The 25,773-nt window shown below is 70.0% G+C and carries 28 protein-coding genes and 1 tRNA gene; 22 read left to right on the top strand and 7 right to left on the bottom strand.

The window, feature by feature from the left end; all coding sequences use genetic code 11:
• Nucleotides 1–106 precede the first annotated feature (106 nt).
• Nucleotides 107–183 (bottom strand) — tRNA-Arg (locus DR046_RS15445).
• 181 nt (nucleotides 184–364) lie between these two features.
• Between DR046_RS15445 and DR046_RS15440 the strand changes: the two genes are divergently transcribed.
• The gene (locus DR046_RS15440) at nucleotides 365–2,050 is read left to right on the top strand and encodes an asparagine synthetase B family protein (protein WP_115383295.1); all 1,686 of its coding nucleotides are present in this window, start codon (nucleotides 365–367) and stop codon (nucleotides 2,048–2,050) included.
• An 85-nt stretch (nucleotides 2,051–2,135) separates the two neighbouring features.
• Here the strand turns inward: DR046_RS15440 and DR046_RS15435 are convergent, their stop codons facing one another.
• The 3 genes from DR046_RS15435 to DR046_RS15425 all read right to left on the bottom strand — a co-directional run bounded on the left by DR046_RS15435 (nucleotide 2,136) and on the right by DR046_RS15425 (nucleotide 5,829).
• A complete protein-coding gene (locus DR046_RS15435) occupies nucleotides 2,136–3,521 on the bottom strand; it encodes a sensor histidine kinase (RefSeq protein ID WP_115383294.1) in 1,386 nt (461 codons plus the stop codon).
• 108 nt (nucleotides 3,522–3,629) lie between these two features.
• The gene (locus tag DR046_RS15430) at nucleotides 3,630–5,045 is read right to left on the bottom strand and encodes a dihydrolipoyl dehydrogenase family protein (protein ID WP_115383303.1); all 1,416 of its coding nucleotides are present in this window, start codon (nucleotides 5,043–5,045) and stop codon (nucleotides 3,630–3,632) included.
• Nucleotides 5,046–5,100: 55 nt separating this feature from the next.
• The gene (locus DR046_RS15425) at nucleotides 5,101–5,829 is read right to left on the bottom strand and encodes a TVP38/TMEM64 family protein (RefSeq protein ID WP_115383293.1); all 729 of its coding nucleotides are present in this window, start codon (nucleotides 5,827–5,829) and stop codon (nucleotides 5,101–5,103) included.
• Between the two features lie 435 nt (nucleotides 5,830–6,264).
• On the opposite strand from DR046_RS15425, the gene rpmH reads away from it, so the two are divergent.
• The 19 genes from rpmH (at nucleotide 6,265) to DR046_RS15340 (ending at nucleotide 18,591) form a co-directional block, all read left to right on the top strand.
• Nucleotides 6,265–6,399 carry a 50S ribosomal protein L34 gene (gene rpmH / locus DR046_RS15420; RefSeq protein WP_028092427.1) on the top strand — a complete coding sequence of 45 codons (135 nt, stop codon included), beginning with the start codon at nucleotides 6,265–6,267 and terminating at the stop codon, nucleotides 6,397–6,399.
• A gap of 8 nt (nucleotides 6,400–6,407) precedes the next feature.
• Entirely contained in the window at nucleotides 6,408–6,785 is a 378-nt protein-coding gene (locus DR046_RS15415; RefSeq protein WP_115383292.1) for a ribonuclease P protein component, read from the top strand.
• Nucleotides 6,782–7,003 carry a membrane protein insertion efficiency factor YidD gene (gene yidD, locus DR046_RS15410; protein WP_115383291.1) on the top strand — a complete coding sequence of 74 codons (222 nt, stop codon included), beginning with the start codon at nucleotides 6,782–6,784 and terminating at the stop codon, nucleotides 7,001–7,003. The genes DR046_RS15415 and yidD overlap by 4 nt, the downstream gene beginning before the upstream one ends.
• Nucleotides 7,004–7,307: 304 nt before the next feature.
• Complete coding sequence (locus DR046_RS15405) at nucleotides 7,308–7,559, top strand: hypothetical protein (protein WP_115383290.1); 252 nt, start codon at nucleotides 7,308–7,310, stop codon at nucleotides 7,557–7,559.
• Between the two features lie 55 nt (nucleotides 7,560–7,614).
• Nucleotides 7,615–8,499: a tRNA 2-thiocytidine(32) synthetase TtcA gene (ttcA, locus tag DR046_RS15400; RefSeq protein WP_115383289.1), complete on the top strand. Its 885-nt coding sequence runs from the start codon at nucleotides 7,615–7,617 to the stop codon at nucleotides 8,497–8,499.
• Between the two features lie 59 nt (nucleotides 8,500–8,558).
• The gene (locus DR046_RS15395) at nucleotides 8,559–10,103 is read left to right on the top strand and encodes a GGDEF domain-containing phosphodiesterase (RefSeq protein WP_115383288.1); all 1,545 of its coding nucleotides are present in this window, start codon (nucleotides 8,559–8,561) and stop codon (nucleotides 10,101–10,103) included.
• Between the two features lie 547 nt (nucleotides 10,104–10,650).
• Nucleotides 10,651–12,666 carry a membrane protein insertase YidC gene (gene yidC / locus DR046_RS15390; protein ID WP_115383287.1) on the top strand — a complete coding sequence of 672 codons (2,016 nt, stop codon included), beginning with the start codon at nucleotides 10,651–10,653 and terminating at the stop codon, nucleotides 12,664–12,666.
• The gene (locus DR046_RS15385; protein WP_115383286.1) at nucleotides 12,663–13,403 is read left to right on the top strand and encodes an MOSC domain-containing protein; all 741 of its coding nucleotides are present in this window, start codon (nucleotides 12,663–12,665) and stop codon (nucleotides 13,401–13,403) included. The genes yidC and DR046_RS15385 overlap by 4 nt, the downstream gene beginning before the upstream one ends.
• Nucleotides 13,400–14,044, top strand: a complete 645-nt coding sequence (locus DR046_RS24675; protein WP_115383285.1) for a CatB-related O-acetyltransferase — start codon at nucleotides 13,400–13,402, stop codon at nucleotides 14,042–14,044. Before DR046_RS15385 ends, DR046_RS24675 begins: the two co-directional genes overlap by 4 nt.
• On the top strand, nucleotides 14,041–14,691 hold the full coding sequence (yihA, locus tag DR046_RS15375; RefSeq protein WP_115383284.1) for a ribosome biogenesis GTP-binding protein YihA/YsxC: 651 nt from the start codon (nucleotides 14,041–14,043) through the stop codon (nucleotides 14,689–14,691). The genes DR046_RS24675 and yihA overlap by 4 nt, the downstream gene beginning before the upstream one ends.
• Before the next feature lie 84 nt (nucleotides 14,692–14,775).
• On the top strand, nucleotides 14,776–15,354 hold the full coding sequence (locus DR046_RS15370) for an exonuclease domain-containing protein (protein ID WP_115383283.1): 579 nt from the start codon (nucleotides 14,776–14,778) through the stop codon (nucleotides 15,352–15,354).
• A 23-nt stretch (nucleotides 15,355–15,377) separates the two neighbouring features.
• On the top strand, nucleotides 15,378–16,244 hold the full coding sequence (argB, locus tag DR046_RS15365; protein WP_115383282.1) for an acetylglutamate kinase: 867 nt from the start codon (nucleotides 15,378–15,380) through the stop codon (nucleotides 16,242–16,244).
• Nucleotides 16,245–16,319: 75 nt separating this feature from the next.
• Nucleotides 16,320–16,748 (top strand): protein tyrosine phosphatase family protein, encoded by a 429-nt coding sequence (locus tag DR046_RS15360; RefSeq protein ID WP_115383281.1) that lies wholly within the window; start codon nucleotides 16,320–16,322, stop codon nucleotides 16,746–16,748.
• A gap of 53 nt (nucleotides 16,749–16,801) precedes the next feature.
• Nucleotides 16,802–17,110, top strand: a complete 309-nt coding sequence (locus tag DR046_RS24885; protein ID WP_115383302.1) for an SH3-like domain-containing protein — start codon at nucleotides 16,802–16,804, stop codon at nucleotides 17,108–17,110.
• Nucleotides 17,100–17,372 (top strand): SH3-like domain-containing protein, encoded by a 273-nt coding sequence (locus DR046_RS24880; RefSeq protein WP_370816270.1) that lies wholly within the window; start codon nucleotides 17,100–17,102, stop codon nucleotides 17,370–17,372. The genes DR046_RS24885 and DR046_RS24880 overlap by 11 nt, the downstream gene beginning before the upstream one ends.
• On the top strand, nucleotides 17,372–18,013 hold the full coding sequence (nthA, locus tag DR046_RS15345) for a nitrile hydratase subunit alpha (protein ID WP_115383279.1): 642 nt from the start codon (nucleotides 17,372–17,374) through the stop codon (nucleotides 18,011–18,013). The genes DR046_RS24880 and nthA overlap by 1 nt, the downstream gene beginning before the upstream one ends.
• A 22-nt stretch (nucleotides 18,014–18,035) precedes the next feature.
• Entirely contained in the window at nucleotides 18,036–18,149 is a 114-nt protein-coding gene (locus DR046_RS24875) for a ribbon-helix-helix domain-containing protein (protein ID WP_370816269.1), read from the top strand.
• Nucleotides 18,149–18,283 (top strand): hypothetical protein, encoded by a 135-nt coding sequence (locus tag DR046_RS24670; RefSeq protein ID WP_280652849.1) that lies wholly within the window; start codon nucleotides 18,149–18,151, stop codon nucleotides 18,281–18,283. The genes DR046_RS24875 and DR046_RS24670 overlap by 1 nt, the downstream gene beginning before the upstream one ends.
• Nucleotides 18,280–18,591 (top strand): type II toxin-antitoxin system RelE/ParE family toxin, encoded by a 312-nt coding sequence (locus DR046_RS15340; protein WP_115383278.1) that lies wholly within the window; start codon nucleotides 18,280–18,282, stop codon nucleotides 18,589–18,591. Before DR046_RS24670 ends, DR046_RS15340 begins: the two co-directional genes overlap by 4 nt.
• A 6-nt stretch (nucleotides 18,592–18,597) precedes the next feature.
• Here the strand turns inward: DR046_RS15340 and DR046_RS15335 are convergent, their stop codons facing one another.
• The 3 genes from DR046_RS15335 to DR046_RS15325 form a co-directional block, all read right to left on the bottom strand.
• Nucleotides 18,598–19,578 (bottom strand): ABC transporter permease, encoded by a 981-nt coding sequence (locus tag DR046_RS15335; protein WP_115383277.1) that lies wholly within the window; start codon nucleotides 19,576–19,578, stop codon nucleotides 18,598–18,600.
• Nucleotides 19,571–20,578, bottom strand: a complete 1,008-nt coding sequence (locus DR046_RS15330; RefSeq protein WP_115383276.1) for an ABC transporter permease — start codon at nucleotides 20,576–20,578, stop codon at nucleotides 19,571–19,573. Before DR046_RS15330 ends, DR046_RS15335 begins: the two co-directional genes overlap by 8 nt.
• Before the next feature lie 134 nt (nucleotides 20,579–20,712).
• The gene (locus DR046_RS15325; protein WP_115383275.1) at nucleotides 20,713–22,425 is read right to left on the bottom strand and encodes a peptide ABC transporter substrate-binding protein; all 1,713 of its coding nucleotides are present in this window, start codon (nucleotides 22,423–22,425) and stop codon (nucleotides 20,713–20,715) included.
• A 273-nt stretch (nucleotides 22,426–22,698) separates the two neighbouring features.
• On the opposite strand from DR046_RS15325, the gene DR046_RS15320 reads away from it, so the two are divergent.
• Complete coding sequence (locus DR046_RS15320; RefSeq protein WP_115383274.1) at nucleotides 22,699–24,570, top strand: ABC transporter ATP-binding protein; 1,872 nt, start codon at nucleotides 22,699–22,701, stop codon at nucleotides 24,568–24,570.
• Between the two features lies 1 nt (nucleotide 24,571).
• Entirely contained in the window at nucleotides 24,572–25,732 is a 1,161-nt protein-coding gene (gene argE, locus DR046_RS15315) for an acetylornithine deacetylase (RefSeq protein ID WP_115383273.1), read from the top strand.
• Nucleotides 25,733–25,773 lie beyond the last annotated feature (41 nt).

Here is a 25,773-nt window from a genome sequence, read left to right as displayed (position 1 = left end):
GCGCCGCCGTGATGGGCGAGAACGGGAACAGAACGTTGGAAACTGGACCGCGCCAGAGTGGAAACCGCTAGAAATGTCGCGGCTCAACAGTCACTTGCGGAGGGATTGGCGCGCTGGGGAGGATTCGAACCCCCGACCCCTTGATTCGTAGTCAAGTACTCTATCCAACTGAGCTACCAGCGCACTACGAGGGCCCGCATAGACCCCTCGGCGAGGGGGTGCAAGGGGGTTTCCGGCCGGGCTCCGGGTTCCGCAGCGGCGGCCGGGTCCCTGGGCGATGGCCTGGTCGCGGCTGCGGCTTCGGGCGTGACACACTGCGCTCCGGACCTATGGTGGCCGCACCTGACCGGAGCATCGGACCGCCATGAAGATCGTCGCCACCTGCAGCGCCCTGACCGAGGGCAAGCTCGAGACGGTGATGTCGCAGGCCTTCCGCCTCTACGGGGTGGACCTCGTCCCGCGGGGCGGGCCCGGCGCGGTGCGGATCTTGGCCTCGCCCCCCTGCCCCGGACATGAGGCCGCGGGCGTCGCCTTCGCCGCCAGCGGCTATCACACCAGCCCGCCCGACGAGGCCGCCCGGCTCGCCGCCGAGGCGCTGCGCCAGCCTGGCGACGTCGCGCCCGGGGCCTCGATCGGCGGCCTCCATACCGCGCATGTCACCGACGGCGCACGGGGGCTCTGCTGGCCCTCGATCCCTGCGAGCGGCGGGCTCTATCATGCGCGCTTCGGCCGGGGGGTGCTGGTCTCGAACCGCCCCCGGCTTATCGCCGCCTGCATCGGGGCCCAGGTCGATCCGCGCTATGTCGACTACCTGATCACGACCGGCTATCCGCTCGACGACACGACGCCCTTCGCGGGCGTGAAGGCGGTCCGGGGGCACGAGGCGCTGCGCCTCGAGCCGGAGGGAGCCCGGATCGTCCGCCGCGGCCTGGCGGGGATGGGGCAGCCCAATACCGACCGGCAGGGCGCGATGCAGGCCGAAGCCGTCTTCCGGGAGGAGCTTCTGCGCGCCGTCTCGGCCGTGTCCGGCTTCGACGCGGTGGAGCTGCGGCTCAGCGGCGGCAAGGACAGCCGGCTGCTCGCCTCGGCGCTGCGGGCGCAGGGGATCGACATCGTCGCCAACACCCGCGGCTTCGGCGACGACTTCACCGTCGCCGCGCTGGTCGCGGACACGCTGGGGCTACGGCACCTGCGGACGTCGCAGCCGATCCCGGAGCGCAGTCTTCTCAGCCGCACGCGGACCGTCCTGACCCTGACCGACGGGCTGATCGAGACCGAGGCGCATCGTGCGCTGTCGAACCTGTCGGAGCCCTGCCTCGACGGCCAGGACGGGGTGATCTACGGCCACAGCCACCTGCAGAAGGGCGGCATGGCGAAGACGATGTCGCAGCAGCACCCCGAGCGCGCCCGGGCCGCGCTGGAGGCGGGGATCGTGCCGTCCTATGTCCGTGCCGGCCCGCGCGCGGCGCTGGTCGACGAGGTGCGGGCCGTGGCGGACCGGTTCGACTACGCCCTGCCGATCGACCTGCTCTATTTCCCCTATGCCGTGCTGCGGGCGGGCCGTTACCTGGAGCCGCTCTATGCCAAGATCGAGTCGCGCTTCACGCCGATCTTCCCGCTCAACGACGAGCGGGTCTATGTCGCTGTCTCGAACCTGAACCGGCGGCGGCGCACGCGCGAGGTCTCGGCCTTCTCGGCCATCGAGCACTTCGCCCCTGCCCTCGCGGCGCTGCCGCTGGTCGACGACCGCTGGCGCTTCCAGACCGCCGAGGAGCAGATCGCCGCCCCCGAGGCCGATCTGCCGCCCGCCGCCGCCGAACTGCGCGCCGCGGTCGTCGAGGACATCCGTCACGCCGCCGACGCGCTGCGGGGCACGGCCGTGCTGGCCCGCGCGCGGGAGCTGCTGGAGGACGAGATCCTGCAGCGCTGCGGCCTGATCGACGGCAAGCCCGGTCGCCGCTTCGAGGATTTCGGGCGCCGCCACCGGGAGAAGCTGGTGATGCGGCTGTGGTTCGCGCATCAGCTGGAGGATTGGCTGGCCGAGGGGTGAGCCCTCGGCCGAGGGAATTTCCAAGGGAGGGCCGCAGGCGGACGGTGCCCGCGCGACGGCCTCGACCGCGGGCGGAGGCCCCGGATCAGACCGCTATTTCCCGCGGCAGCTCGATCAGGAACACGGTGCCCTCCGGCCCCGTCCGTTCCAGCACGAGAGCGCCGCCATGGCCCTGGACCAGTTCCCGCGCGATGGCGAGGCCGAGGCCGGTGCCCCCCTTGCGGGCGTTGCCCTGGAAGGCCTGGAACAGGTTCTCCTGCGCGCGGGGCGGCAGGCCGGGGCCGTTGTCGGCCACCCGGATGCGCCAGGCGTCCGGGTCCTCGTCGATCGAGACGACGATCTCGCCCTCCCCGCCCGTGGCCTGCAGCGCCTGGCGCGCATTGCGCACGAGGTTGCCGATGACGCGATGCAGCTGCTCGGGATCGGCGCGCAGCACGACGCCGGGGCGCGCGTCATGGCGGATCGCGATGCGCCCGTCCGCGACGGCGATCTCTGCCTCCTCGCAGAGCTCGGTCAGGAAGGGCGTGGCCTCGACCATCTGCAGCGCCGGCGGCGCCTCCTCGGCCCGTCCGAAGGCGAGCGTCCCCTCGGTCAGGTTCACCGCCCGCGTCAGCGAGGCGACGAGCCGCGGGGCCACGCGCTTGACGGTCGGGTCGTCCACGGCCTCCAGCCGGTCGCCCAGCAGCGTCGCCGTCGTCAGGATGTTGCGCAGGTCGTGGCTGATCTTCGCGACCGCCGCGCCGAGTTGGGCCAGCCGTTCCTTCTGGCGCAGGGACTGGGTCAGCTGGGTCTCGAGCGACTGCAGCGTCGTCTCGGCCTCGTGCAATTCGCGGATGCGGGACCGAGGCTCGATCACCCGGCGCGCGTCCTCGGGCGCCGCGGCATAGCGGTTCATCTGCCGCACCAGCGAGCGGATCGGCATCACCATCAGCCGCCGCACCGCGAGGAACAGGAAGACCGAGGTGATGGCCGAGATCACGAGGCTCAGCCACAGGATGTTGAGGCCGTAGGCCAGCAGCGCCGCGCGCAGGTCGGCGGTGTCGAGCGCCGCCTCGATCTGCATGCCTCCGCCCTGCGCCGGCTCGGCGATGACGCGGATCACTTGCGAGCCGGGCGTCACGAAGCGCTGCAGCGCGTCGCGGATCAGCACCAGCGGGCGCGGATCGCGCAGGTCGACGGTCTTGGCGACCGGGCCTGGCAGTTCCGACGACAGCACGAGCTGCCGCATCTCGTCGCGGCGCAGCACGACGTTCAGCACGCCCGCATTGGCCAGCAGCTCGCGCTCGACCTCCGGCTCGATCATCTCGCCCGAGGCCAGCAGCGCCAGCGCCGCGATCTGCGCCCGCTCCATCCGGTTGGTCAGGTAGTCGACGCGATAGCGGGCGATCGAGGGGACGAAGATCAGGACCTCCGCCAGCATGACGAAGATCACCGTGAGGATCAGGAATCGCCCGGAAAGGGAGGTGAGCATGGCGGCCGCCAGTCGGGTTGGTGATCGGGGGAGGTTATGGCCCGGGGGCGGCGCGGACGATAGGGGCGTTCGGGCCGCGCCACCGGAAACCGGAGCCGCCCGGCAGACCTACGGCAGGTATTTCTGCACGAAGCGCACCACCTTCTTGACCCTGTCGCTCTCGAACAGGCGCGGGACGTAGTACTGCCCGGCCGCGCGCTTCGAGATCTCGCCCAGCGTCGGATAGGGGGCGACCATGGCCGCCACAGCGCCGATCTTCAGCCTGTTGGCCAGCACGAGCGCCCAGAGGCCGATCAGCTCCCCCGCCTTCTCCCCCGCGATGGAGGCGCCGACCGGGCGGCCCCTGACGACCATCACCTTGATGAGACCATCGGTCTTGCCCTCGGCGATGGCGCGGTCGTTCTCGTGATAGGGGAAGCGAAGGACCTCGACCCTGTGCCTGCCGTGCTTCTTCACCGCCTGCTCCTCGGTCAGGCCGACCTGCGCCAGCTCCGGGTCGGTATAGGTCGCCCAGGGGATATGGTCGGTGCGCGCCCTGGCCGGCAGGCCGAAGAGGATCGGCCGGATCACCGTCGCCCCGTGATAACCCGCGACATGGGTGAACTGCAGCCGGCCCGCGACATCGCCCACCGCATAGACCTTGCGGTTCGTCGTCCGCAGGCGGTCGTCGACCTCGACGGCGCGGTCATACGCGATCCCCGCCGCCTCAAGGTTCAGCCGGTCGACATTGGCCTTCCGCCCGACGGCCAGCAGAAGGGTGTCGCCGGTATGGGCCCCCTCGCTCGTGTGGACCGTGATCCGGCCCGCCTTGCCCTCGATGCGCTCGGCCTTCGCGCCCTCGACGATCTCGACGCCCTCCTTGCGGAGTGTCTTCAGCACCACCTCGGCCATCTCGGGATCGTCCTTGCCGAGGGCGCGGCCGTCCTCGATCACCGTGACCCTGCAGCCCAGCCGGACATGCGCCTGCGCCATCTCCATCCCGATCGGCCCGCCGCCGATGACGAGCAGATGCTCTGGCTTCTCCATCAGGTCGAAGATCGTCTCGTTGGTCTGGTAGGGCACCCCGTCGAGCCCCGGGATCGGCGGCACCAGCGGCGACGACCCGGTGGCGATGACGATGCGCCGCGCCCTGATGCGCCAGCGCCCCGCCTCGACGGTGTCCCTGTCGACGAACCGTCCGAATTCGCGGATGACGCGCACGCCGAGGCCCTCGAACCGCTCCTGGCTGTCGACGGGAGCGATGGTCTCGATGACGCGGTGGACGTGTCGCTTCGCCTCGGCATAGCTGACCTCCGGCATGACCGGGGTGACGCCGTACATAGCTCCGGTCCGCATCGCCTGGGCCTGCCTGGCCGCCGCGATCAGCGCCTTGGAGGGCACGCAGCCGAAGTTCAGGCAGTCCCCGCCCATCTTGTGGCCTTCGAGCAGGGTCACGTCGGCGCCCATCTGCACCGCCCCCGCCGCCACCGACAGCCCGCCGGAGCCCGCGCCGATCACCAGCACGTCGGTCCTGATCTCTTCCATGGTGCGGTCCTCGCTGCGCAGCATCGCGTCAGGGGGCGTGGTCATGTTCATCGTCTCAGCCCCTCCGGAGGCGCTTGATCAGGATCGGCAGCAGCGCCAGCGCGACCAGCCCGAGGATCGGGCCGAGGATGTGCGGCTCGAAGACGATGCCGAGGTCCGGCGTCTCGCCCCGGGCAAAGACCTCGCCCAGCCCGGCCCCGACCCAGGTATAGACCGCGCCTCCGGGCAGGATGCCGAAGAAGGTCGTCGCCACGAACTTGCGCAACGACACGCCGACGAAGGCCGGGACCAGGTTGGCCACGAAGAACGGCACCGCCGGGACGAGGCGCATGATCAGCAGGTAGGAGGTCTCGTCCTCGCGGATGCCGTCCTTGATCTTCCTCACCGTGCCGCCCGAGGCGTCCATCCGCGCCGCCAGCCGGTCGCCCAATCCGTGCTTGGCGGCGAGGAAGATGATCGTCGCGCCCACCGTCGCGGCGCCCGCGTTGAGCAGCACTCCGGGGAACAGCCCGAAGAGGAACCCGCCGGTCAGCGTCGCGATCGCGGCACCGGGCAGCGAGAAGGCCACGATCAGGACGTAGACGCCGACGAAGGCCAGCGCCGTCAGAAGGTAGTTGTCGTTGCGGAACGCGATCAGCGCCTCGCGGTTGTCGGCCAGCGTCTCGAACGACAGCGTGTCGCGCAGCAGGAACGCGCCCAGCGCGGCCACGGTGACAATCGCGGCGAGGGGAAGATAGCGGGCGATCCCGCCCCTGGAACTGTCTGCCTTGCTGGGGTCTGTCATCCGTCCGGGTCCGTTCGTGGCGTGGGTCGCGCAGGGTTCGCGGGACATTGACGTCTCTCTGCCGCGAAGGGCCCCGTCGCGATAGCCGGCCTCACGCCCCTGTGTCGGCGCGTGTGGGGGAAAGGCGCCTGCACCCCCGAATGTTTCAGGGCGAATGCCGGCCGCCGGTCCGACCTGACACAATCGGCGGCGCTCTCCCGCACCCTGGCCAGCCCGGAGAAATCGACTCGAATTGTCCCGACCCCCTTCCTGTGGCCGCAAATACTCCGGGGGGAGTCGCCGGAGGCGACGGGGGGCAGAGCCCCCCTCCCCGTCCCGGGCCAGGCGCAACCCCCGATGTTGACAGCCCCGCCCGGCCCCCCTATTGCGCGGCTTCCGAAGTCATTCCGCCGTCGATTCACACCGGATCCGGCCAAGCCACCCGGAGAGAAGGCCATGAAGCGCACGTTCCAACCATCGAACCTCGTCCGCAAGCGGCGCCACGGCTTTCGTGCGCGCATGGCGACGAAGGCCGGACGCAAGGTCCTGAACGCCCGCCGCGCCCGCGGCCGGAAGTCGCTCTCGGCCTGACCCGCCCGATGAGCGCGCGAGGCACGACGCCGGAGGCCGCCGCGCCGCCGGCCTCTCTTCGCGTTCTTAAGGCACGCCCTGAATTCCTCGCCCTTGCCCGCGCCCGACGCGCGCCGGCGGGGTCTTTCCTGTTGCAGGCCCGCGATCGCGGCGACGGCGATCCCGCCATCGGCGTGGGCTTCACCTGTTCGAAGAAGGTCGGCAACGCCGTCGCCCGCAACCGCGCCAAGCGCCGCCTGCGCGAGGCCGCGCGCGCCGTGCTGCCCGGGGCCGGACGCCCCGGCTGGGACTACGCCCTGATCGGCCGCGCCGAGGCCACCGCCGCCCGGCCCTTCCCGCTGCTCCTCGACGACCTGCGCGAGGCGCTCGCGAGGGTCCACCGGTGACCCCCCTCGCGCGTCTCCTAGCCTTCCCCGTCCACGCCTACCGGGCGGTCTTCTCGCCGCATGTCGGGCATAACTGCCGCTACCAGCCGACCTGCTCGGTCTACGCGCTCGAGGCGCTGGAGAAGCATGGCGGCCTCCGCGGCGGCTGGCTCGCGCTGCGACGCCTCCTGCGCTGCCACCCGCTCGGCGGATCGGGCATCGACAACGTCCCCGACTGACGGCTCCGACCGCGCGCCTTCGCCTGGCGCGAAGAAAACTGTTGGCGCAATCGCGGATGTGGCGTATCGACGCGGCACCACGCGCTCGAACCAGAGGAGGGGCCGCATGACCAATGTATCCGTGACCGCTCCGCGCTTCGCAGCCGCCTGGTGTCAAGGCGCCCTCCGAGGCTGACCTGCCGCCGTCCACGGACGGCATCCCGACAGCACTGACGATCCTATGCCCCGGTCCGGGGGCCCGGTCGCATGCCGTCCTGTTCCGACCCACCAACCGGAGGCCCCGATTCCCATCGGGGACGATACCATGAACGCACTCCCCCTGCGCTCCGCCGAGCGGAACGCCATCCATGTCGCCATCGACGCCCATGGCCCCGGCCGCGTCCTGATCGCCGCGCTCGTCGCGATGCTGCGGCCGCGTGCCAGGCCGCCGGACGGGCGCGCCCTGCCCGCGCATCTGAAGCGCGACCTGGGCCTGCCCGCGGCCCCCCCCGCGCTGCCTTCGGAGCGGATCGACCCGCTCCTCTTCGGCAGCGCCCCGTTTCGCGATCTGCGCTGAACTCCCAAGCGCCCGGCCTCTGGCCGGGCGTCCCCGGACCGGGTAAGGGAGCGGCATGCTCGACGATCCCGACGACATTCACCCGCTGTTCCACGGCGCCCCGCGCACGACGGAATTCCGCAAGCTGCGCAAGCGTCTCGTTCGCGAGACGCGCGAGGCGATCGACCGCTATGCCATGATCGACCGGACCGGGCCGCGGGCGAGATGGCTCGTCTGCATGTCGGGCGGCAAGGACAGCTACACCCTGCTCGCCGTCCTCACGGAGCTGCAGTGGCGCGGCCTGCTGCCCGTCGACATCCTCGCCTGCAACCTCGACCAGGGGCAGCCGGGATTCCCGGCGACCGTCCTGCCCGAGTTCCTGCAGCGGATGGGCGTGCCCCACCGGATCGAATACCGCGACACCTATTCCATCGTCGTCGACAAGGTCCCGCAGGGGCGCACCTACTGCGCGCTCTGCTCGCGGCTCCGGCGCGCCAATCTGTATCGGATCGCCCGCGAGGAGGGCTGCACCGCCGTCGTGCTGGGCCATCACCGGGACGACATCCTCGAGACGTTCTTCCTCAACCTCTTCCACGGCGGCAAGATCGCGACCATGCCGCCCAAGCTGCTGAACGACGAGGGCGATCTTCTGGTGCTGCGCCCGCTCGCCCATGTCGCCGAGGCCGATTGCGACCGTTTCGCGCGGGCGATGAGCTATCCGATCATTCCCTGCGACCTCTGCGGCTCGCAGGACGGGCTGCAGCGTCAGGCCATCAAGGCGATGCTCGACGGGTGGGAGGCGAAGATCCCCGGCCGCCGGGCCAAGATGTTCTCGGCGCTCTGCCAGGTGCGGCCGTCGCACATGCCCGACCCGGCACTGTGGGACTTCGCCGGGCTGACGCCGTCAGGCGCGCCGGAAACCGCGGGGGAAGCCGGGCCGGAGATTCCGCGGCTGCGTTGAGGATTCGGTCAGAGGTGGCGCGCTAGCAAGGCGCGACCGAGACCGATGCCGAGCCGTTCATGTCCGATGCCGCCCCTCCGCCGCCCGCCGCCCGCCTCGTCGACCGCGCACGCGCCTTGCGCGACCGGATCGACTGGATGATGCTGTTCCCGGTCGCCGCGGCGCTGGCCTGGGGCTTCGGCGACTCGACTATGGCGATGGTGCTGGTCGTCGTCCTTCCGGCGTTCCTCGCGCTGCAGGGCCGCCCGGCAAGCCGGACAGCGCCCGCGCCGGCCGAGACGGGCGGCACTGTTTCCGCCGAGGTGCTGCGCCAGCGACTCGACGGCATCCTCGCCGACTGTGCCGCCCGCGACCGGACCACTGCGGTGCTGCGCCTTCGCCTGCGCCCGGCGGAGGGGACCGACCCTTGGGACCGCGAGGCCGAGGATGCGGTTCTGGCCCGGATCGCCCTGCGCGTGATCTCGGCGATGCGCGGGCGGGACGAGGTGCTGCGCTCCGGTTCTGACGAGCTGACGGTGCTGCTCTGCCCGACGAGGCGCGCGGACCTGCCGATCCTGATGAACATCGCGGACCGCATCCAGGTCGCCGCGGCGGAACCGATCTCTCTCGACGGCGACGTCCTGCGCGGCCGCTCGGCCATCGGCATCTGTTCTGTGGCGATGGCGCCGGACCGGTCGGGCCGCGCAATGCTGGCGGCGGCCGGATCGGCCCTGGCGATCGCGCTGCGTGACCGCAGCGACGCGATCCGCTTCTACAATTCAGACCTCCGCGACGAGGTCGAGATCGACGCGCGCCTGGCCGAGCAGATCGACGCGGCGCTCGATGCCGGGCGGATCGGCGCCTGGTTCCAGCCGCAGATCGTGGCCGCGACGGGTGACGTCGCCGGATTCGAGGCGCTTGCCCGCTGGACCCATCCCGAACTCGGTGTGCTGGAGCCGGAGCGGTTCCTTCCAGCGGTCCGCGCGTCCGGCCGCATGACGGAGTTGGGCGAGGCGGTGCTGGCCGCGGCGCTCGACGCGCTGGCGAGTTGGGACGCGGCGGGGCTCGGCGTGCCCGGCCTCTGCGTCAACCTCTCGCAGGAGGAACTGTCCGACCCGCGGCTTGCGGAGCGCCTCGCCTGGCTCGTCGATCAGCGCGACGTCGCCACGCGCCGGATCTCGTTCGAGCTGCCGCCCACGGTGACCGAACGGGCGGGCGACGAGACCGTGCAGGCCAATATCGACGCGCTGCGCCAGACCGGTTTCCGGCTGGACCTAGACGATTTCGGCACCGGCCCCGCGACGGTCGGCCATGTCGCGCGCTTCGGCGTGCACCGGATCGTGCTGGACCGCAGCCTGATCGCGGGCATCGACGAGGACCCGGGCCGAAGGCGCATCATCGCGGCAATCCTCTCCATGGCCCGGGTGCTCGGCATCGAGACGCTGGCCGAAGGCGTCGAGACCGAGGAGCTGAGCGAGACCCTGCGGGAGATGGAGTGCTCGCATTTCCAGGGCTTCGCCATCGCCCGCGCCATGCCGCTCGTGGACACGCTGACCTGGCTGCGCACCCACCGCGCGCGGCGGGGCGCCGCACTCATCCAGATGCGGCCGCAGGGAACGGCCTGACAGAAGGAGCGGCCGAGGCGCAGGCTCCCGCTCGCGGTGTCCCGGCCCTTGCGCGGCGCAGTCGCGTGGGAGAGCGTCCACTTTCCGCGACACGTTCTGCCGTCGACGGCGGGGGCCAGCAGCGCCGACGTCGCCGCGGCAAAGCCCCGATGGCACCCGGTCGCATGACAGGTGCGCACCGGGGGCGCCGCTTCGACCAGGTCGGGGCTGACGTGCTCCGCCCCCCGGGGAGGGCAGAGGGAAGGCGCGCCGCCGGGCCCCCGACGTGGCCCCCCCCGCGCGCGCCGCGCGCCTCCGGGTCCGAACGCGCTCCCGGGATGAACTCGCCGGAGGAACATCCTGCGCTCGGTCGGGCTAGGTCGCACACCCCCCAACGGATCTCCCGTGATGATCCGGTCCTCAACGCCCGCCGGACCATCCCACCCGCGGCGGCCCGGCCCCTGTCAGGCCTCGCGAGGCGGCCCCGCCGCGCCCGGTTTCGCCTTGACCTTCTCACCTCGCGTCTGTTGAACGGCGCGCAACCCCCGACATGCCCCGGACAGGTCTCATGGACGAGCAAAACAAGAACCTCATCCTCGCCACCGTGCTATCTGCACTGGTGCTGCTGATCTGGTTCGTCCTCTTCCCGCCCGAGCAGCAGGCCCCGACCGTCGCCGAGACCGCGACCAATGACGGGCTCGTGGTCGATGCCGAGGGCGGCGCGATCACGCCGCCCGTCGCGCCCGGGGCCACCGTCGCGCCTGGCAGCGTCGCCGTCACCCCGGCCGAGAGCCGGGAGGCCGCGCTGGGCGCCGCCACCCGCATCCCGGTCGACACGCCGCGGCTGACGGGGTCGATCTCGCTCAACGGGGGCCGGATCGACGACATCTCCCTGCTCGACTACCGCGAGACGATCGACGACGACTCCCCCATCGTCACCCTGCTCAACCCCGCGGGCAGCCCGAACGCCTATTACGCGCTGCATGGCTGGATCCCGGGCGGGGCCCTGACCTTCGACGACGTGCCCACGGCGAACACGCAATGGACCGCTCCGGAGGGCGCGGTCCTGACGCCCGAAAGCCCCGTCACGCTGACCTGGGACAATGGCAGCGGGCTGATCTTCACCAAGACGATCTCGGTCGACGACGACTACATGTTCACCGTCGCGCAGGGGGTCGAGAACACCACCGGCGCGCCCGTGCGGCTGGCCCCCTACGGCCTGGTCGCGCGCCACGGGGAGCCCGACACCGTCAACTTCTTCATCCTGCACGAGGGCGTCGTCGCCCGCTCCGACGGGGAGCTGCTGGAGCTCGACTACGACGACATGACCGACCTCGACTCCGTCGCGACCGAGGGCGGACGGGTACAACTGACCGAGGCCTCAGAGGACGGCTGGATCGGCTTCACCGACAAGTACTGGATGACGGCACTGATCCCCTCGGCCGGCGTCCGCTTCACCGAGGTGGTGAAATATGTCGAAGGCGCCGACATCTACCAGACCGAGACCCGCCTGCCGATCCGCGAGGTCGCCGCGGGTGAAAGCCACGTCTCCGAAAGCCGGCTCTTCGCCGGGGCCAAGGAATGGGCCACGATCCGCGAATACCAGAACGCCGCGGTCGGCGGCGTCGCGGGATTCATCGACTCGATCGACTGGGGCTGGTTCTACTTCCTGACGAAGCCGATCTTCGCCGCGCTGCACTGGCTGAATGGCGTGATCGGGAACATGGGCATCGCGATCATCGTGCTGACCCTGCTGATCAAGGCGATCCTGCTGCCGCTGGCCTACAAGAGCTACGTCTCGATGGCCCGCATGAAGGAACTCCAGCCCGAGATGGAGAAGCTGAAGGAGAAGGCGGGCGACGACCGCCAGAAGCTTCAGCAGGGCATGATGGAGCTCTACAAGACGAACAAGGTGAACCCGGCTGCGGGCTGCCTGCCGATCCTGCTGCAGATCCCGATCTTCTTCAGCCTCTACAAGGTGATCTTCGTCACGCTGGAGCTGCGCCACGCGCCGTTCTTCGGTCCCTTCCAGGACCTCTCGGCGCCCGACCCGACCTCGATCATCAACCTCTTCGGCCTGCTGCCCTGGGCCGCGCCCGATCCGAACTCGATCCTGGCGCTGATCTTCATCGGCATCCTGCCGATCCTGCTGGGCATCTCGATGTGGCTCCAGCAGAAGCTGAACCCGGCCCCCACCGACCCGACGCAGGCCATGATCTTCGCCTGGCTGCCCTGGGTGTTCATGTTCATGCTCGGCGGCTTCGCCAGCGGCCTCGTCGTCTACTGGATCGCGAACAACACGATCACCTTCATCCAGCAGTACGCGATCATGCGCTCGCACGGGTCGAAGCCGGACCTCTTCGGCAACATCCGGTCGTCCTTCCAGAAGAAGCCCGCGACTCCGCCCGGGATCGGCAAGGACCACAAGCCGGTCAAGGCCGGCGCGCCTGCGACGCAGGCCGCCGAGGGCGAGACCGTGGCGGAGCCTGACGAGACCCCGGCGCCGCCCACGACGCTGGATGCCGCGCCGAAGCCCAGGCCCACGCCGACCCCACCGCGCAAGAAGCGGAAGCCGCGCCGGTGACAGCCACGCTCGCCTCGATCTGGCGCCACCCGATCAAGGCCGTCGGCCGCGAGGCGCTGGACCGGGCGGTGCTGCGCGCGGGCGAGACGCTGCCGGGCGATCGGGTCTGGGCCATCGCGCACGAGGCGTCGAAGGCGGTGGACGGCGAATGGTCGCGCTGTGCGGGTTTCCTGCGCGCGGCCTCCTCGCCCGCGCTGATGGCGGTCGAGGCGCGGGCCGAAGGGCCAGCGCTGCACCTCACCCACCCCGACCGCCCGCCGCTGCGGGTCGATCCCGACGCGGAGCCGGAGGCGCTGATCGCCTGGCTCGAACCGCTGGTGGCGCTGGGCCGCGCCCGGCCCGCCCGCGTCGTCCGCGCCCCGGACGGGCGCGGGATGACGGACAGCGCGGCCCCCACGATCACCCTGGGCAACCTGACCAGCCATCGCGTGGTCGAGGGGCGTCTGGGCCGCGCGCTCTCGATCCAGCGCTGGCGCTGCAACCTCTGGATCGACGGCCTTGCCCCCTGGGAAGAGTTCGATCTCGTCGGGCGCCGTCTCCGCCTCGGCGGCGCTGTCCTGGAAGGCGTCGCACGCATCGACCGCTGCGAGTCAACCTCGGCCAGTCCCGAGACCGGACGTCGGGATGCCGACCTCCTGTCGGTGCTGGACGGTTTCGGCCATCGCGACTTCACCATCGGCGTAACCGTCATCAAAGGCGGCGTGATCGCCCCGGGCGACATCCTGGAGGCCGCATGACCGGACCGGACCCCGAGACACTCGCTCCGATGGCGCCTGCCTATGCCGGCATGGTCTTCCTGCGACCGCTGGCCGAGGGCCGGCCCAACGTGACGGTCGGCGCCTATGCCTATTACGACGACCCGCAGGAGACGCGCGACTTCTTCGACCGCAACGTCCTGCACCACTACGACTTCGTCGGCGACCACCTGACCATCGGGCCGTTCTGCGCCATCGCCCATGGCGTGCGGATCTTCATGAACGGCGGGACGCACGCGATGGACGGGTTCAGCACCTTTCCGTTCAACATCTTCGGCGGCGGCTGGGAAGAGGGCTTCGACCCGGCAACCTGGACCGCCGTGCAGAAGGGCGACACGGTGATCGGCCCTGACGTCTGGATCGGCGACAACGCGACGGTCATGCCCGGCGTCGCCATCGGCGCGGGCGCCATCGTCGCCGCGATGTCGGTCGTGACGAAGGACGTGCCGCCCTATGCCATCGTCGCGGGAAACCCGGCGCGCGTGGTCCGGACGCGGTTCGACGCGGCCACTGTCGACCGTCTGCTGGCCATCGCCTGGTGGGACTGGGACGCGGCGAAGATCACGCGCAACCTGAACGCCATCCGCGGCGCCGACCTGGCCCGGCTGGAGGCCGCGACATGAGCCTGCCCTTCCCCGTCGCCGAGGCGCCCGGTCCCGAGGAGGAGGAGCGCGGCCGCAGGCTCTTCGCGACCGGCGGAGAGTTCCTCAAGGGCGTCGTTGCCATGTCCGGCATGCCCCCTGCCGACCGGGTGGAGGTCTGCTTCGCCGGCCGCTCCAACGTGGGCAAGTCGACCCTGATCAACGCGCTGACCGGACGGCGGGCGCTGGCCCGCGCCTCCAACACGCCGGGCCGCACGCAGGAGATCAACTTCTTCACCCTCGCCGACAGCCATTACCTCGTCGACCTGCCCGGCTACGGCTTCGCCAAGGCGCCGGTGGCCGAGGTGGCCAAGTGGCAGGCGCTGCTGAAGGCCTATCTGGCCGGCCGCCCGAGCCTCCGCCGCGCCTTCGTGCTGATCGACGCACGGCACGGACCGAAGGAGGTCGACGCGGAGATCATGGCCCTGCTCTCCGCCTCCGCCGTGACCTTCCAGGCCGTGCTGACCAAGGCCGACAAGGTGAAGGAGGCGGAGCGGGAGAAGGTGCTCGACCACACCCGCGCGGCGCTGGCGAAACATCCCGCCGCCTTCCCCGAGCTGATCGTGACGTCCAGCGAGAAGGGCTGGGGCATCCCGACCCTGCGGTCGGTCATCGCGGGAATCGGCTGAGGCATCAGGCTTTTCGAAAAGACAGATCGGCTTCTTCGAAGAAGCCGATTCCCCTTCCATCCGGCCCGCGCTACACCCGGGATCATGCTTCGTTCCCCCCTCCACGGCCCGTTCCGCTTCATGGCTCTCGACGTCGAGACGGCGGATCGCCGGCGCGGCTCGATCTGCCAGGTCGGCGTCGCGGGGGTCCGGAACGACGGGACGTTGGCCACCTGGTCGACCTATCTCGACCCGGGCCCCAGCGACTGGTCCTGCAGCTTCGTCCACGGCATCACCGCGGGGACGGTGCGCGGCGCCCCGCGCTTCGACGCCGTGCTTCCGGTGCTCGAGGCGCTGATCGGCACGCGCCTCGTCTTCCAGCATTCGAGCTTCGACAAGGCCGCCATCGCCGCGGCCTGCACGGTTCACGGGCTCGACGCGCCCGACTGGCTCTGGCGCGACAGCCTCCGCGTCGCCCGACGCGCCTGGCCCGAACTGAAGGGGAACGGGGGGCACGGGCTCGCCTCGCTCAAGCGCCACCTGGGCCTCAACTTCCGCCACCACGACGGAGAGGAGGACGCGCGCGCCGCCGCCGAGATCGTGCTGAGGGCCGAGCAAGCGACCGGGCTCGATTTCGCCGGCGCGGAGTTTCCGCCGCTGGCCCCCGCCGCCGCGACCGTCTAGGCAGAAGGCGCCGGGAGGACCCCATGAAGACCAGAGACGACATGAACCGCGACAACGCCGCCATCGCCCGCACCCTGAACGAGGCGCTGCCCTATCTGCGCCGCTACGACGACGCCACCGTCGTCATCAAGCTGGGCGGGCACGCCATGGGCTCGGACGAGGGCATGGCAAGCTTCGCGCGCGACGTGGTGCTGATGCGGACGGTCGGGATCAACCCGGTCGTCGTCCATGGCGGCGGCCCGATGATCAACGCCATGCTGGAACGGCTGGGCGTAAGCTCGACCTTCGTGCGCGGCAAGCGGGTGACGGATGCCGCCACGATGCAGGTGGTCGAGATGGTGCTGGCCGGCGAGATCAACAAGCGGATCGTGCAGGCGCTCAACACCGCGGGGGGGCGCGCCGTCGGGCTGACGGGCAAGGATGCCGACATGATCACCTGCGAGGCCGACGACCCGGAACTGGGCTTCGTCGGCTCGCCGACCGAGATCGACACGCGCCTGCTCCACTCGCTCTTCCGCGACGAGATGATCCCGGTCATCGCGCCGATCGGCACCGGCGAGAACGACGAGACCTACAACATCAACGGCGACACCGCGGCGGGCGCCATCGCCGGGGCGCTCAAGGCCGACCGGCTGCTGCTGCTGACCGATGTGAGCGGGGTCAAGGACGCCTCGGGCGAGGTCGTGACCGAGCTGTCGGCTGCGCAGGTCCGCGCCCTGACGGCGGAGGGCGTCATCGCCGGCGGGATGATCCCCAAGACGCAGACCGCGCTCGACGCGCTGGCGGCGGGCGTGCGGGCGGTCGTGATCCTCGATGGCCGGGTCCCCAACGCCGTCCTGCTGGAGCTGTTCACCAGCCACGGCGCGGGGTCGCTGATCCGGGGCGCCTGAGACGCGCGCGCCGGGACCTTTACCTCTCGGATCGCAGGCGCCATCATCGCCGGGTTCCCCATGCCAGAGGCGCCCATGGACCTCCGCCCCCTCGACGAGACCACCTCCGTCAGCCCGCAGCTCGATCCCGCGGACATGTCCGCGCTGGCGGAAAGCGGGGTGACGGCGATCATCTGCAACCGGCCCGATGCCGAGGTCCCGCCCTCGCACCAGGCGGCCGCCATGCAAGCGGCGGCCGAGGCCGCCGGGATGGCCTTCACCTTCAATCCGGTCTCGATGCCGAACCTGACGCTGGACGCGGTCGAGGAGCAGGCCGAGGCCATCGCCGGGGCCGAGGGCAAGGTCGTCGCCTATTGTGCCTCCGGGACGCGTTCGGCGGTGCTCTGGGCACTGGCCTCGGCCGGCAAGATGCCGGCGGACGAGATCCTCGCCGCCTGCCGCGACGCGGGCTACCAGCTGGACGGGCTAAGGCCGCAGATCGTTCAGCTGGAGGCCCAGTCGTGAGCACCGATCCTTCCCGACAGGGCCCGGCCGATCCTGCGCGCCGCTGGCACGACATGGGCGGCGACCTCGCCGGTCCCGTCCCGGGGGAGGAGCACGACTTCGCCCTCTGGGAGAAGCGGGTCGACGCGCTGGTGATCCTGTCCGGCCTCAAGGGCGTGTTCACCGTCGACGGGCTGCGCCGCGTGCTCGAGGACATGGGGCCGGAGGCATTCGAGACGATGACTTATTACGAGCGCTGGGTCGCCGCGCTGAACCAGAACCATCTCGAGCGTGGCACCTATACCGTGGCCGAGCTCGGCGCGAAGATGGAGGAGGTGCGCGCCCGGGGCGCGACCTATGGCGAGGCCGCCGATGCCACTTGAACCCGGCGCCCGTGTGCGCGTCCGCAGCATGACCCCGCCCGGCCATGTGCGCACGCCCTTCTACCTGCGCGGCAAGACCGGCGCGGTAGAGCGCGTGCTCGGCCCCTTCGGCAACCCCGAGCAACTCGCCTATGGCCACGCGGCGGAGCGCCTGCCGCTCTACCGCGTCCGCTTCCGCATGGACGAGGTCTGGCCCGACGCGCCCAACCCCGCCGACACGATCGACGCCGAGATCTACGCCCACTGGCTGGAGCCCGCCTGATGCCCCACGACCATCACCACCACGACCACCTGAGCCCCTCGGGCCACCCCTACCGTCCCGACCAGGACACCGGGCTGAGCTACTGGCAGGTCATGGAGATCGCGATCCGCGAGCTGATGATCGAGAAGGGCGTCGTCACTGCCGCCGAGGTCGCCGCACAGGTCGAGGCGATGGACGCCCGCTCTCCGGCGCAGGGCGCGGCGGTGGTTGCGCGGGCCTGGACCGACCCCGACTTCCGCGCGCGGCTGCTGGAGGACGGCTCGGCCGCCTGCGCCGAGATGGGCTTCGACGTCAAGCCGATGCGCCTGATCGCGGTCGAGAACGACGCGGCGACCCACAACGTCGTCGTCTGCACCCTCTGCTCCTGCTACCCGCGCAACCTGCTGGGCCTGCCGCCCGACTGGTACAAGAGCCGCGCCTACCGCTCCCGCACCGTGCGGGAACCAAGGACGGTGCTGGCGGAGTTCGGGCTGAACCTGCCGGACGACGTCACCGTCCGCGTCCACGACTCGACGGCCGACATGCGGTATATCGTGGTGCCCTCCCGCCCCGCCGGGACCGAGGGACTGGACGAGGCGGCCCTCGCGGCACTGGTTACACGGGATTCGATGATCGGGGTGGGCGTGGCGCGCGAACCTTGACGATGGCCGAGTCGCGCGTGCCATGCCGAACATCTCCCCCACGCCTCAGATGCAGGAGTGTGCCGAGCGACAGGTCGAGGCCGGTCTCTATGGCAACGCCTCGGAGGTCGTCAGGGCCGCGGGCTGCGCCGCCTGATGGAGGATGACGACGCCGCCGCCTTCGAGCGCCTGCGCCGGGACATCGCACGGCGCCTGGAACAGCCGACCGAGGAAGTGGACCTCGCCGAGTTCGTTTACGGCGATCTGGACCGGACCGGGCGCGATCGGTGAAGCTGCATGTCCGCCGCGCGGCGGTCTCGGACATGGCGGCCATTCGCGCGCATGACGTCGCGACCTGGGGGCACGACCGCACGCTCGCATTCCTCGACGGCCTGTTCGAGAAGTTTCAGCGGCTGCTCGAGATGCCGAGGATGGGACGCCCGCGCGAGGCCGTCGCGGCCGGGCCCCGATCGCTCCGCTATTCGGGCTATCAGATCTTCTATGTCATCAAGGGCGGTCGCGTCGTGATCGTCGCGACATACCACGAGCGCCGCAATCTTGCTGCCCTGAACATGGCGGATCGTCTGGCAGGGCTCTGACGACCCTCACCGCCCCCGGATCCGCGGGTCAAGCGCGTCGCGCAAGCCGTCGCCGACATAGTTGATCGACAGCACCACGAGGCTGATCGCGAGGCCGGGCCAGAAGACACGCTCGGGATACTGCTGAAGATAGGGCACGCCGTCGTTCAGAAGGCGGCCCCAGGTCGGGAAGTCAGGGGGAAAGCCGAGGCCGAGGAAGGACAGCGCCGATTCGGTGATGATCGCGGTCGCGATGCCCAGCGTGGCCGAGACCATGATCGGCGACATCACGTTGGGCAGGATGTGGCGGGTGATGATCCGGCGCGGCGGGGTACCGATGGAGCGGGCGGCCAGCACGAATTCCCGCTCCTTCAGGGCCAGCACGTCGCCGCGTACGATGCGGGCGGTCTGCATCCAGGAGGTGATGCCGATGGCCGAGACGATCAGGATGAAGATGCCGACCTCGACGCCGAAGACCGCCGTCAGCGGCTCCCGGAAAAGCAGCACCATGACCAGCAGCAGCGGCAGCAGCGGCAGCGCCAGGAACAGGTCGGTGAAGCGCATCAGCAACCCGTCCAGCCGCCGAAAGTAGCCTGCCAGCACGCCGATCAGCGTGCCGAGCACGAGGCTGAGCAGCATCGCCGCCATGCCCACCGCCAACGACACGCGCCCGCCTTCGATCATCCGGGCGAAGATGTCCCGGCCAAGCTGGTCGGTGCCGAACGGGTGCGCGAGGCTCATGCCCTGGTTGCGCGACCGGACGTCGGTCTTGGTCGCGTCGAGCGGCCAGAGATAGGGGCCCAGCACCACCAGCGCCACGATCAGCAGGAAGAACGCCGCGCCGATCAGCGCGCCCTTGTGGCTGCGGAACTGGTCCCAGACGTCCCACCACTGGCTGCGGGCCTTGGTGTTAAGCAGCACCGGCTCGGTCGCGGCGAGCGAGCCGGAGGCGGCAGTGACGACAGGGTCGTTGCCCGAATAGGCCGAAGGGTCGCGGGCGTCAGTCATAGCGGATCCTAGGGTCGAGGATGCCGTAGAGCACGTCGGCGATCAGGTTGAAGACGACGATCAGCACCGCGAAGATGAAGGTCAGGGTCTGGACCATCGGCAGGTCGTTGGCCTGGATCGCGGTGATCAGCAGTTGCCCGATCCCGTTCACCTTGAAGACCTGCTCGGTGATGATCGCGCCGCCGAAGATCGACGGGATGCCCAGCGCGATGACCGTCACGACCGGGATCATCGAGTTGCGCAGCACGTGGACCAGCACGACCGCCCGCTCCCGGAGGCCCTTGGCGCGGGCGGTGCGGACATAGTCCTGATTGAGGTTGTCAAGCATCGAGGCGCGCATGAAGCGGCTCAGCTGCGAAGTGATCTGCAGCGCCAGCACCATCACCGGCAGGAACATCTGCCGGACCTGGATGACGAAGCTGTCCCAGTCCGTGACGACGTGGCGGGTGTCGTAGATCGAGGGGAACCATTGCAGCTGGACCGCGAAGATCACGATGACCAGCACGCCCGAGAAGAAGGGCGGGACCGAGAAGCCGACCATGGTCACGAAGGTGCCGGCCTGGTCGAAGACCGAGTACTGCTTGTAGGCCGAGTAGATGCCGACCGGGATCGCGATCGCGATGGCGACCACATAGGCGGTGCCCACGACCCAGAGCGTCTGCGGGATGCGCTCGGCGATGGCGATGAAGACGGGCGCGCGGTTCTGCCAGGAGATGATCCGCAGCTCGCCCTCGGCGAAGGTCGTGCCGAAGAGGTGGTCGAAGACGTTGAGCGGCTCGATCCAGAAGAACTGCCTGATCCAGAGCAGGAAGCGGATCGGCGCGGGCTCGTTCAGGCCCAGCGCCCGGCGCATCTGCTCCTTGACCTCGTCGGGCACGGTCAGCGGCACGTTGGCCATCGGGTCGCCCGGGGCGAGCTCCAGCAGCAGGAAGATCGCCAGCGCGATGAACAGGAGCGTGGGGATCGCGAAGAGCAATCGCCGGATGGTGAAGGTCAGCATCGGGGGCCTTCGTTGGGGCGGCATGATGGGCTTTCGTCCAGCCTTCCGATGCGGGGAAGGTCGGGCGGAAGCCCACCGCGCGGCTTGGGCGCGGCGGGATCGGGCGGGCCGCGTGCGGCCCGCCCGGGGTCAGGTCAGCCGTCGGTGCGGTACCAGTCCGCGATGTTCCACAGCTCCGAGTCCCAGACGTTCAGCTTGATGCCGCCCAGATCGTTGGCATGGGCCGAGAGACGACCGCGGTGCACGAGCGGGATCCGCGCGCCGTTCATGATCTGCATGTCGTTGAGCGCCTTCGCGATCTCGGCGCGAGCCTCGACGCCCGAGGTGCGGGCCAGCTCGTTCCAGAGCGCGTCGTACTCCTCCATGCAGAAGCGCGGGATGTTCTCGCCCTGCCACTGGGTCGCCGGGGACGGGATCTTGTTGCAGAGCTCGCCGCCCAGATAGGCCTGCGGGTCGGTGCCGTTGAAGGTGTTCGCGTACATCTCGACGTCGGCGTAGAACTTCTGGAACGTGTCGGGCGAGCCCGCGTCGCCGCCGAAGAAGACGGAGGCGTTGACGTTGCGAAGCTCGGTCGCGATGCCGATCTCCTCCCACCATTCCTTGATCAGCGCCTGGAAGTCCTGACGGACGGCGTTGGTCGAGGTCTGGTAGAGGACGCGCAGCTCGACGCCGTCCTTCTCGCGAACGCCGTCACCATTGCTGTCGACCCAGCCGGCCTCTTCCAGCATGGCCTTGGCGCCCTCGAGATCCTGCGTCGAGCAGTCGATCGTGTCGGAGTTGAAGATCTCCGGCGCGGGGACGTGGTTGCAGGTCACGCGGCCGGCCTGGCCATAGCCGATCTCGACCAGGAGCGGCCGGTCGATGGCGAGGGACATCGCCTGATACACCGCCGGGTCCTGCAGGAACGGGTGCGGACGGATGACCGACCGCTCCTCGGGGGGCAGCGACGGGTCGGGGTTGGTGTGGTTGAGCTCGATGCGCTCCACCAGCGGGCCGAAGCCGACGACCGGCTTGCCCATGCCGCCGGCTTCCATCTGCGCGATGACCTCGGGGGCCAGCTGCAGGTTCCAGGCATAGTCGAACTCGCCCGTCTGCATGACCGCGCGGCCCGCGGCGTCGGCGTCGCCGCCGCCCTTGAAGTTGACGGAGGCGAAGGCAGGCTTGCCCTCCTCGCGGTAGTTCGGGTTCGCCTCGAAGGCGATCACGTCGTTTGTCCGGAAGTCGGTTACGACGAAGGGGCCGGTGCCGATGGGGCCGAAGTTCTGCTCGGTGCAGGACGACGCCGCGGCGCCGAGGCACTGCTCGAACTGCGCCTTCTGGAGGATCGGGCTCTCGCCGCCGACGAAGGCGGTGTAGGGATAGGGCGTCGGCTCCTTGAAGTTGACGACGACGGTCAGGTCGTCGGGGGTCTCGACGCTGGCGACGGGCTCGAACTTGGCGCCCTGGGCGCAGCCGCCCTCGGGGTGGGTGCAGTAGTCGTAGGTGAACTTCACGTCAGCCGAGGTGAAGGGCGTTCCGTCCGACCAGACCAGGCCCGGCGTGATCTTCCAGGTGATCTGCATCAGGTCTTCGGAGATGCCGCCGTTCTCGACCGTCGGGATCTCGTCGACCAACCAGGGCTGGATCGTGCCGGTCTCGTCGAACCGGGCCAGCGGCTCGAGGATGAGCGAGGCCGCCTCGACGTCCTTGGTGCCGCCCGACAGGAACGGGTTCAGCGTCGAGGGCGCCTGCCAATAGATGATCGAGACCTCGCCGTCACGCCCGCGCTCGCCGACATGCGCGTCGGCGAGGGCGAGCGTCGGCACGGCAAGCGCCGCGCTTGCCAGCAAAGCTGTCCTGAGTGTCATGTGATGAAGACTCCCTGTTCTCGGGTCCCTGGCATTCTGCGAGCCTGGATCCCCTTGGATGGACGGACGCCATCGCGTCCGCACGACCGCCCCCCGGGGGCCGGATGCCATATGACAAGCAGGTTATCCGACGAATGCAAGCGCGTTCGCCGTCCTTGCCTCGCGCTGAGGCAGGAGAGGCCTAACGAGAAGGCATCGAAGGCGCCGCGGCTTTACTTCCTGCGTCACCTCGTGTTCGCTCCGGGGATTCCCGGCTCATTCCATCGAGGTTCCATGCGCGACGCACTCGACGATCCGGCGCCCGATGCGCCCGCCCCCGTCGCCCGTATCGAACGGCTCCGGGTGGAGTTCGAGACGCGGGGCGGCACCGTCGTCGGCGTCTCGGATGTCAGCTTCGAGATCGCCCCGGGCGAGACCGTCGCGGTCGTCGGGGAGTCGGGCTCCGGCAAGTCCGTTTCGTCGCTGTCGCTGATGCGGCTGGTGGAGTTCGGCGGCGGCCGGATCGCGGGCGGCCGACTGCTGTTCGACCGCGGCAACGGCGACCGGCCGATCGACGTCGCCGCCGCGCCGCAAAGCGAGATGCGCAGCATCCGCGGCAACGAGATCGGCATGATCTTCCAGGAGCCGATGACCGCGCTCAACCCTGTCTTCACCGTCGGCAAGCAGCTGACGGAGGGGCTTCGCGTGCACAAGGGCATGTCCGAGAAGGCCGCCCGCGCCCGCGCGCTGGACCTGCTGCGCCAGGTCCGCATCCCCGAGCCGGAGCGGCGTCTGACCCAGTATCCGCACGAACTGTCCGGCGGGATGCGCCAGCGTGTCGTCATCGCCATCGCGCTCGCCTGCGAGCCGCGCCTGCTGATCTGCGACGAGCCGACGACGGCGCTGGACGTGACGATCCAGGCCGAGATCCTCGCGCTGATCGACCGGCTCAAGCGCGAGACGGGGACGGCGGTGATGTTCATCACCCACGACATGGCCGTCGTGGCCCAGATGGCCGACCGCGTCGTCGTCATGTTCCGCGGCACCAAGGTCGAGGAAGGGCCAGTCGAGGAGATCTTCGCCGCGCCCAAACATGCCTATACCCGCGCGCTGCTGGCCGCCGTGCCGCGGCTGGGCGAGATGGACGGCACCACCCTGCCCGCCCCGATGAAGCTGTTCGGGCGCGAGGATCAGGACCTGTCGCCGATCCCCGGCACCGACACTCCGCTTCTGAAGGTGCGCAACCTCTGCGTCCGGTTTCCGGTGCGCGGCGGGCTGTTCAGGCGCCACATCTCGAACGTCCATGCGGTCGAGGACGTGTCCTTCACCCTCAACAAGGGCCAGACGCTCAGCCTCGTGGGCGAATCGGGCTGCGGCAAGTCGTCCACGGGGCGCGCCGTGCTGCGGCTGGTGGAGCCAAGCTCGGGCGAGGTGGACCTCGACGGCAAGGACGTCATCGCGCTGTCCCAGCGCGACCTCACGCGTGCCCGGCGCGAGATGCAGATGATCTTCCAGGACCCCTTCGCCTCCCTGAACCCGCAGCTGCAACTGGCGGACCAGGTCGCCGAGCCGCTGGAGAACTATCAGATCGGCGACGCCGCCTCGCGCCGGAAGACCGTCGCCAACCTGTTCGAGCGGGTGGAGCTGCCGGCCAGCTTCATGCGCCGCTATCCGCATGAACTGTCGGGCGGGCAGCGCCAGCGCATCGCCATCGCCCGGGCGCTGGCGCTGAACCCGAAGCTGATCGTCTCGGACGAGGCCGTCTCGGCGCTCGACGTCTCGGTGCAGGCGCAGGTGCTGAACCTCATGATGGAGCTTCAGCGCGATCTGGGCCTCAGCTACCTGTTCATCAGCCACGACATGGCCGTGGTCGAGCGGGTCAGCCACCATGTCGGCGTCATGTATCTGGGCCGCATCGTCGAGCTCGGCCCCCGCGCGGCGATCTTCTCCGACCCCCGGCACCCCTATACCCGCCAGCTGATGAAGGCGGTCCCCGTGGCCGACCCGACCCAGCGCAAGTCCGAGCGGGACCTGGACTTCAAGCCGATCCCTTCGCCGATCTTCCCGACCGACTACACCCCCGAGCCCTCGATCTATGACGAGGTGACGCCCGGCCATTTCGTGCTGCGCGGCGACTGGGGCGGCTTTTCCCATAGCGAGTCCTGACATGACCGAGACGCTCTCCGCCCGCGCCATCCTCGACCGGCTGGTCGCCTTTCCGACAGTCAGCCGCGATTCGAACCTGGAGTTGGTCGACTGGGTGGAGCAGTACCTTGCGGGCTTCGGCGTCTCCTCCCGCCGGGTCTACGACGCCACGGGGAAGAAGGCCGCGCTCTACGCCAATGTCGGGCCGGAGGTGGAGGGCGGCGTGGTGCTGTCGGGCCATACGGACGTGGTGCCCGTGGACGGACAGGACTGGTCGACCGACCCCTTCACAGTCGTCGAAAAGGACGGCAGGCTCTACGGGCGGGGCACCTGCGACATGAAGGGCTTCGACGCGCTCGCCCTCGCCATGGTGCCCTATGCGCTGGAACGACGCGTCGCCCGCCCGCTCCAGATCGCGCTCAGCTACGACGAGGAGGTCGGCTGCATCGGCGCGCCGCCGATGATCGACGACATGGTGCAGCACCTGCCCCGCGCCGCCTCGGCCGTGATCGGGGAGCCGACGATGCTGCGGCCGGTGACGGGCCACAATGCCTCGGTGATGTTCCGCATCCATGTGAAGGGCTACGAGGTCCATTCCTCGAAGCTTCCCCAGGGCGTCTCGGCGGTGCATGAGGCGGGGCGCATCCTCAACTGGGTGAACGAGATCAACGACCGCATCCAGGCCATCGAGCCGGACCCGGTCTCGGCCCTGTTCGACCCGCCCTTCACGACCTGCCATGTCGGCATGATCCAGGGCGGCACGGCGCACAACATCACCGCGAAGGACTGCCACCTGAATGTCGGCTTCCGCTGCCCCGCGGGCGACGACCCGGAGCGGTATGCAAGCGAGCTCAGTGCCTTCCTGGACGATCTTCATGTAAGGCTCGCCGCGCGCCACCCGAAGGCCGGCATCGACTACGACCGCAACTTCGGCGTGCCGGGCCTGAAGCCTGAATCCGAGGGGCGCGCCGAGGGGCTGATCCGGCAGCTGACCGGCGACAACGGCACCCATGTCGTCACCTACGGCACCGAGGCCGGCCAGTTCCAGGAGCGCGGCTATTCCGCCGTCGTCTGCGGCCCCGGCGACATCTCCCAGGCGCACCAGCCCGACGAGTGGATCGCCGTCGACCAGTTCGAGAAGGGCGAGGCCCTGCTGCGCCGGGTGGTCGACACGCTGGTCTGAGCTCGGGGGAACCCCCCTACCGCCGGGGCGTTTTCCGGCAG

The sequence above is a fragment of the Jannaschia formosa genome (assembly GCF_003340555.1).
Lineage (GTDB): Bacteria > Pseudomonadota > Alphaproteobacteria > Rhodobacterales > Rhodobacteraceae > Jannaschia > Jannaschia formosa.
The sequence above is the reverse complement of the archived record's forward strand: the minus strand, read 5'-3'. Positions and strand labels throughout refer to the sequence as shown.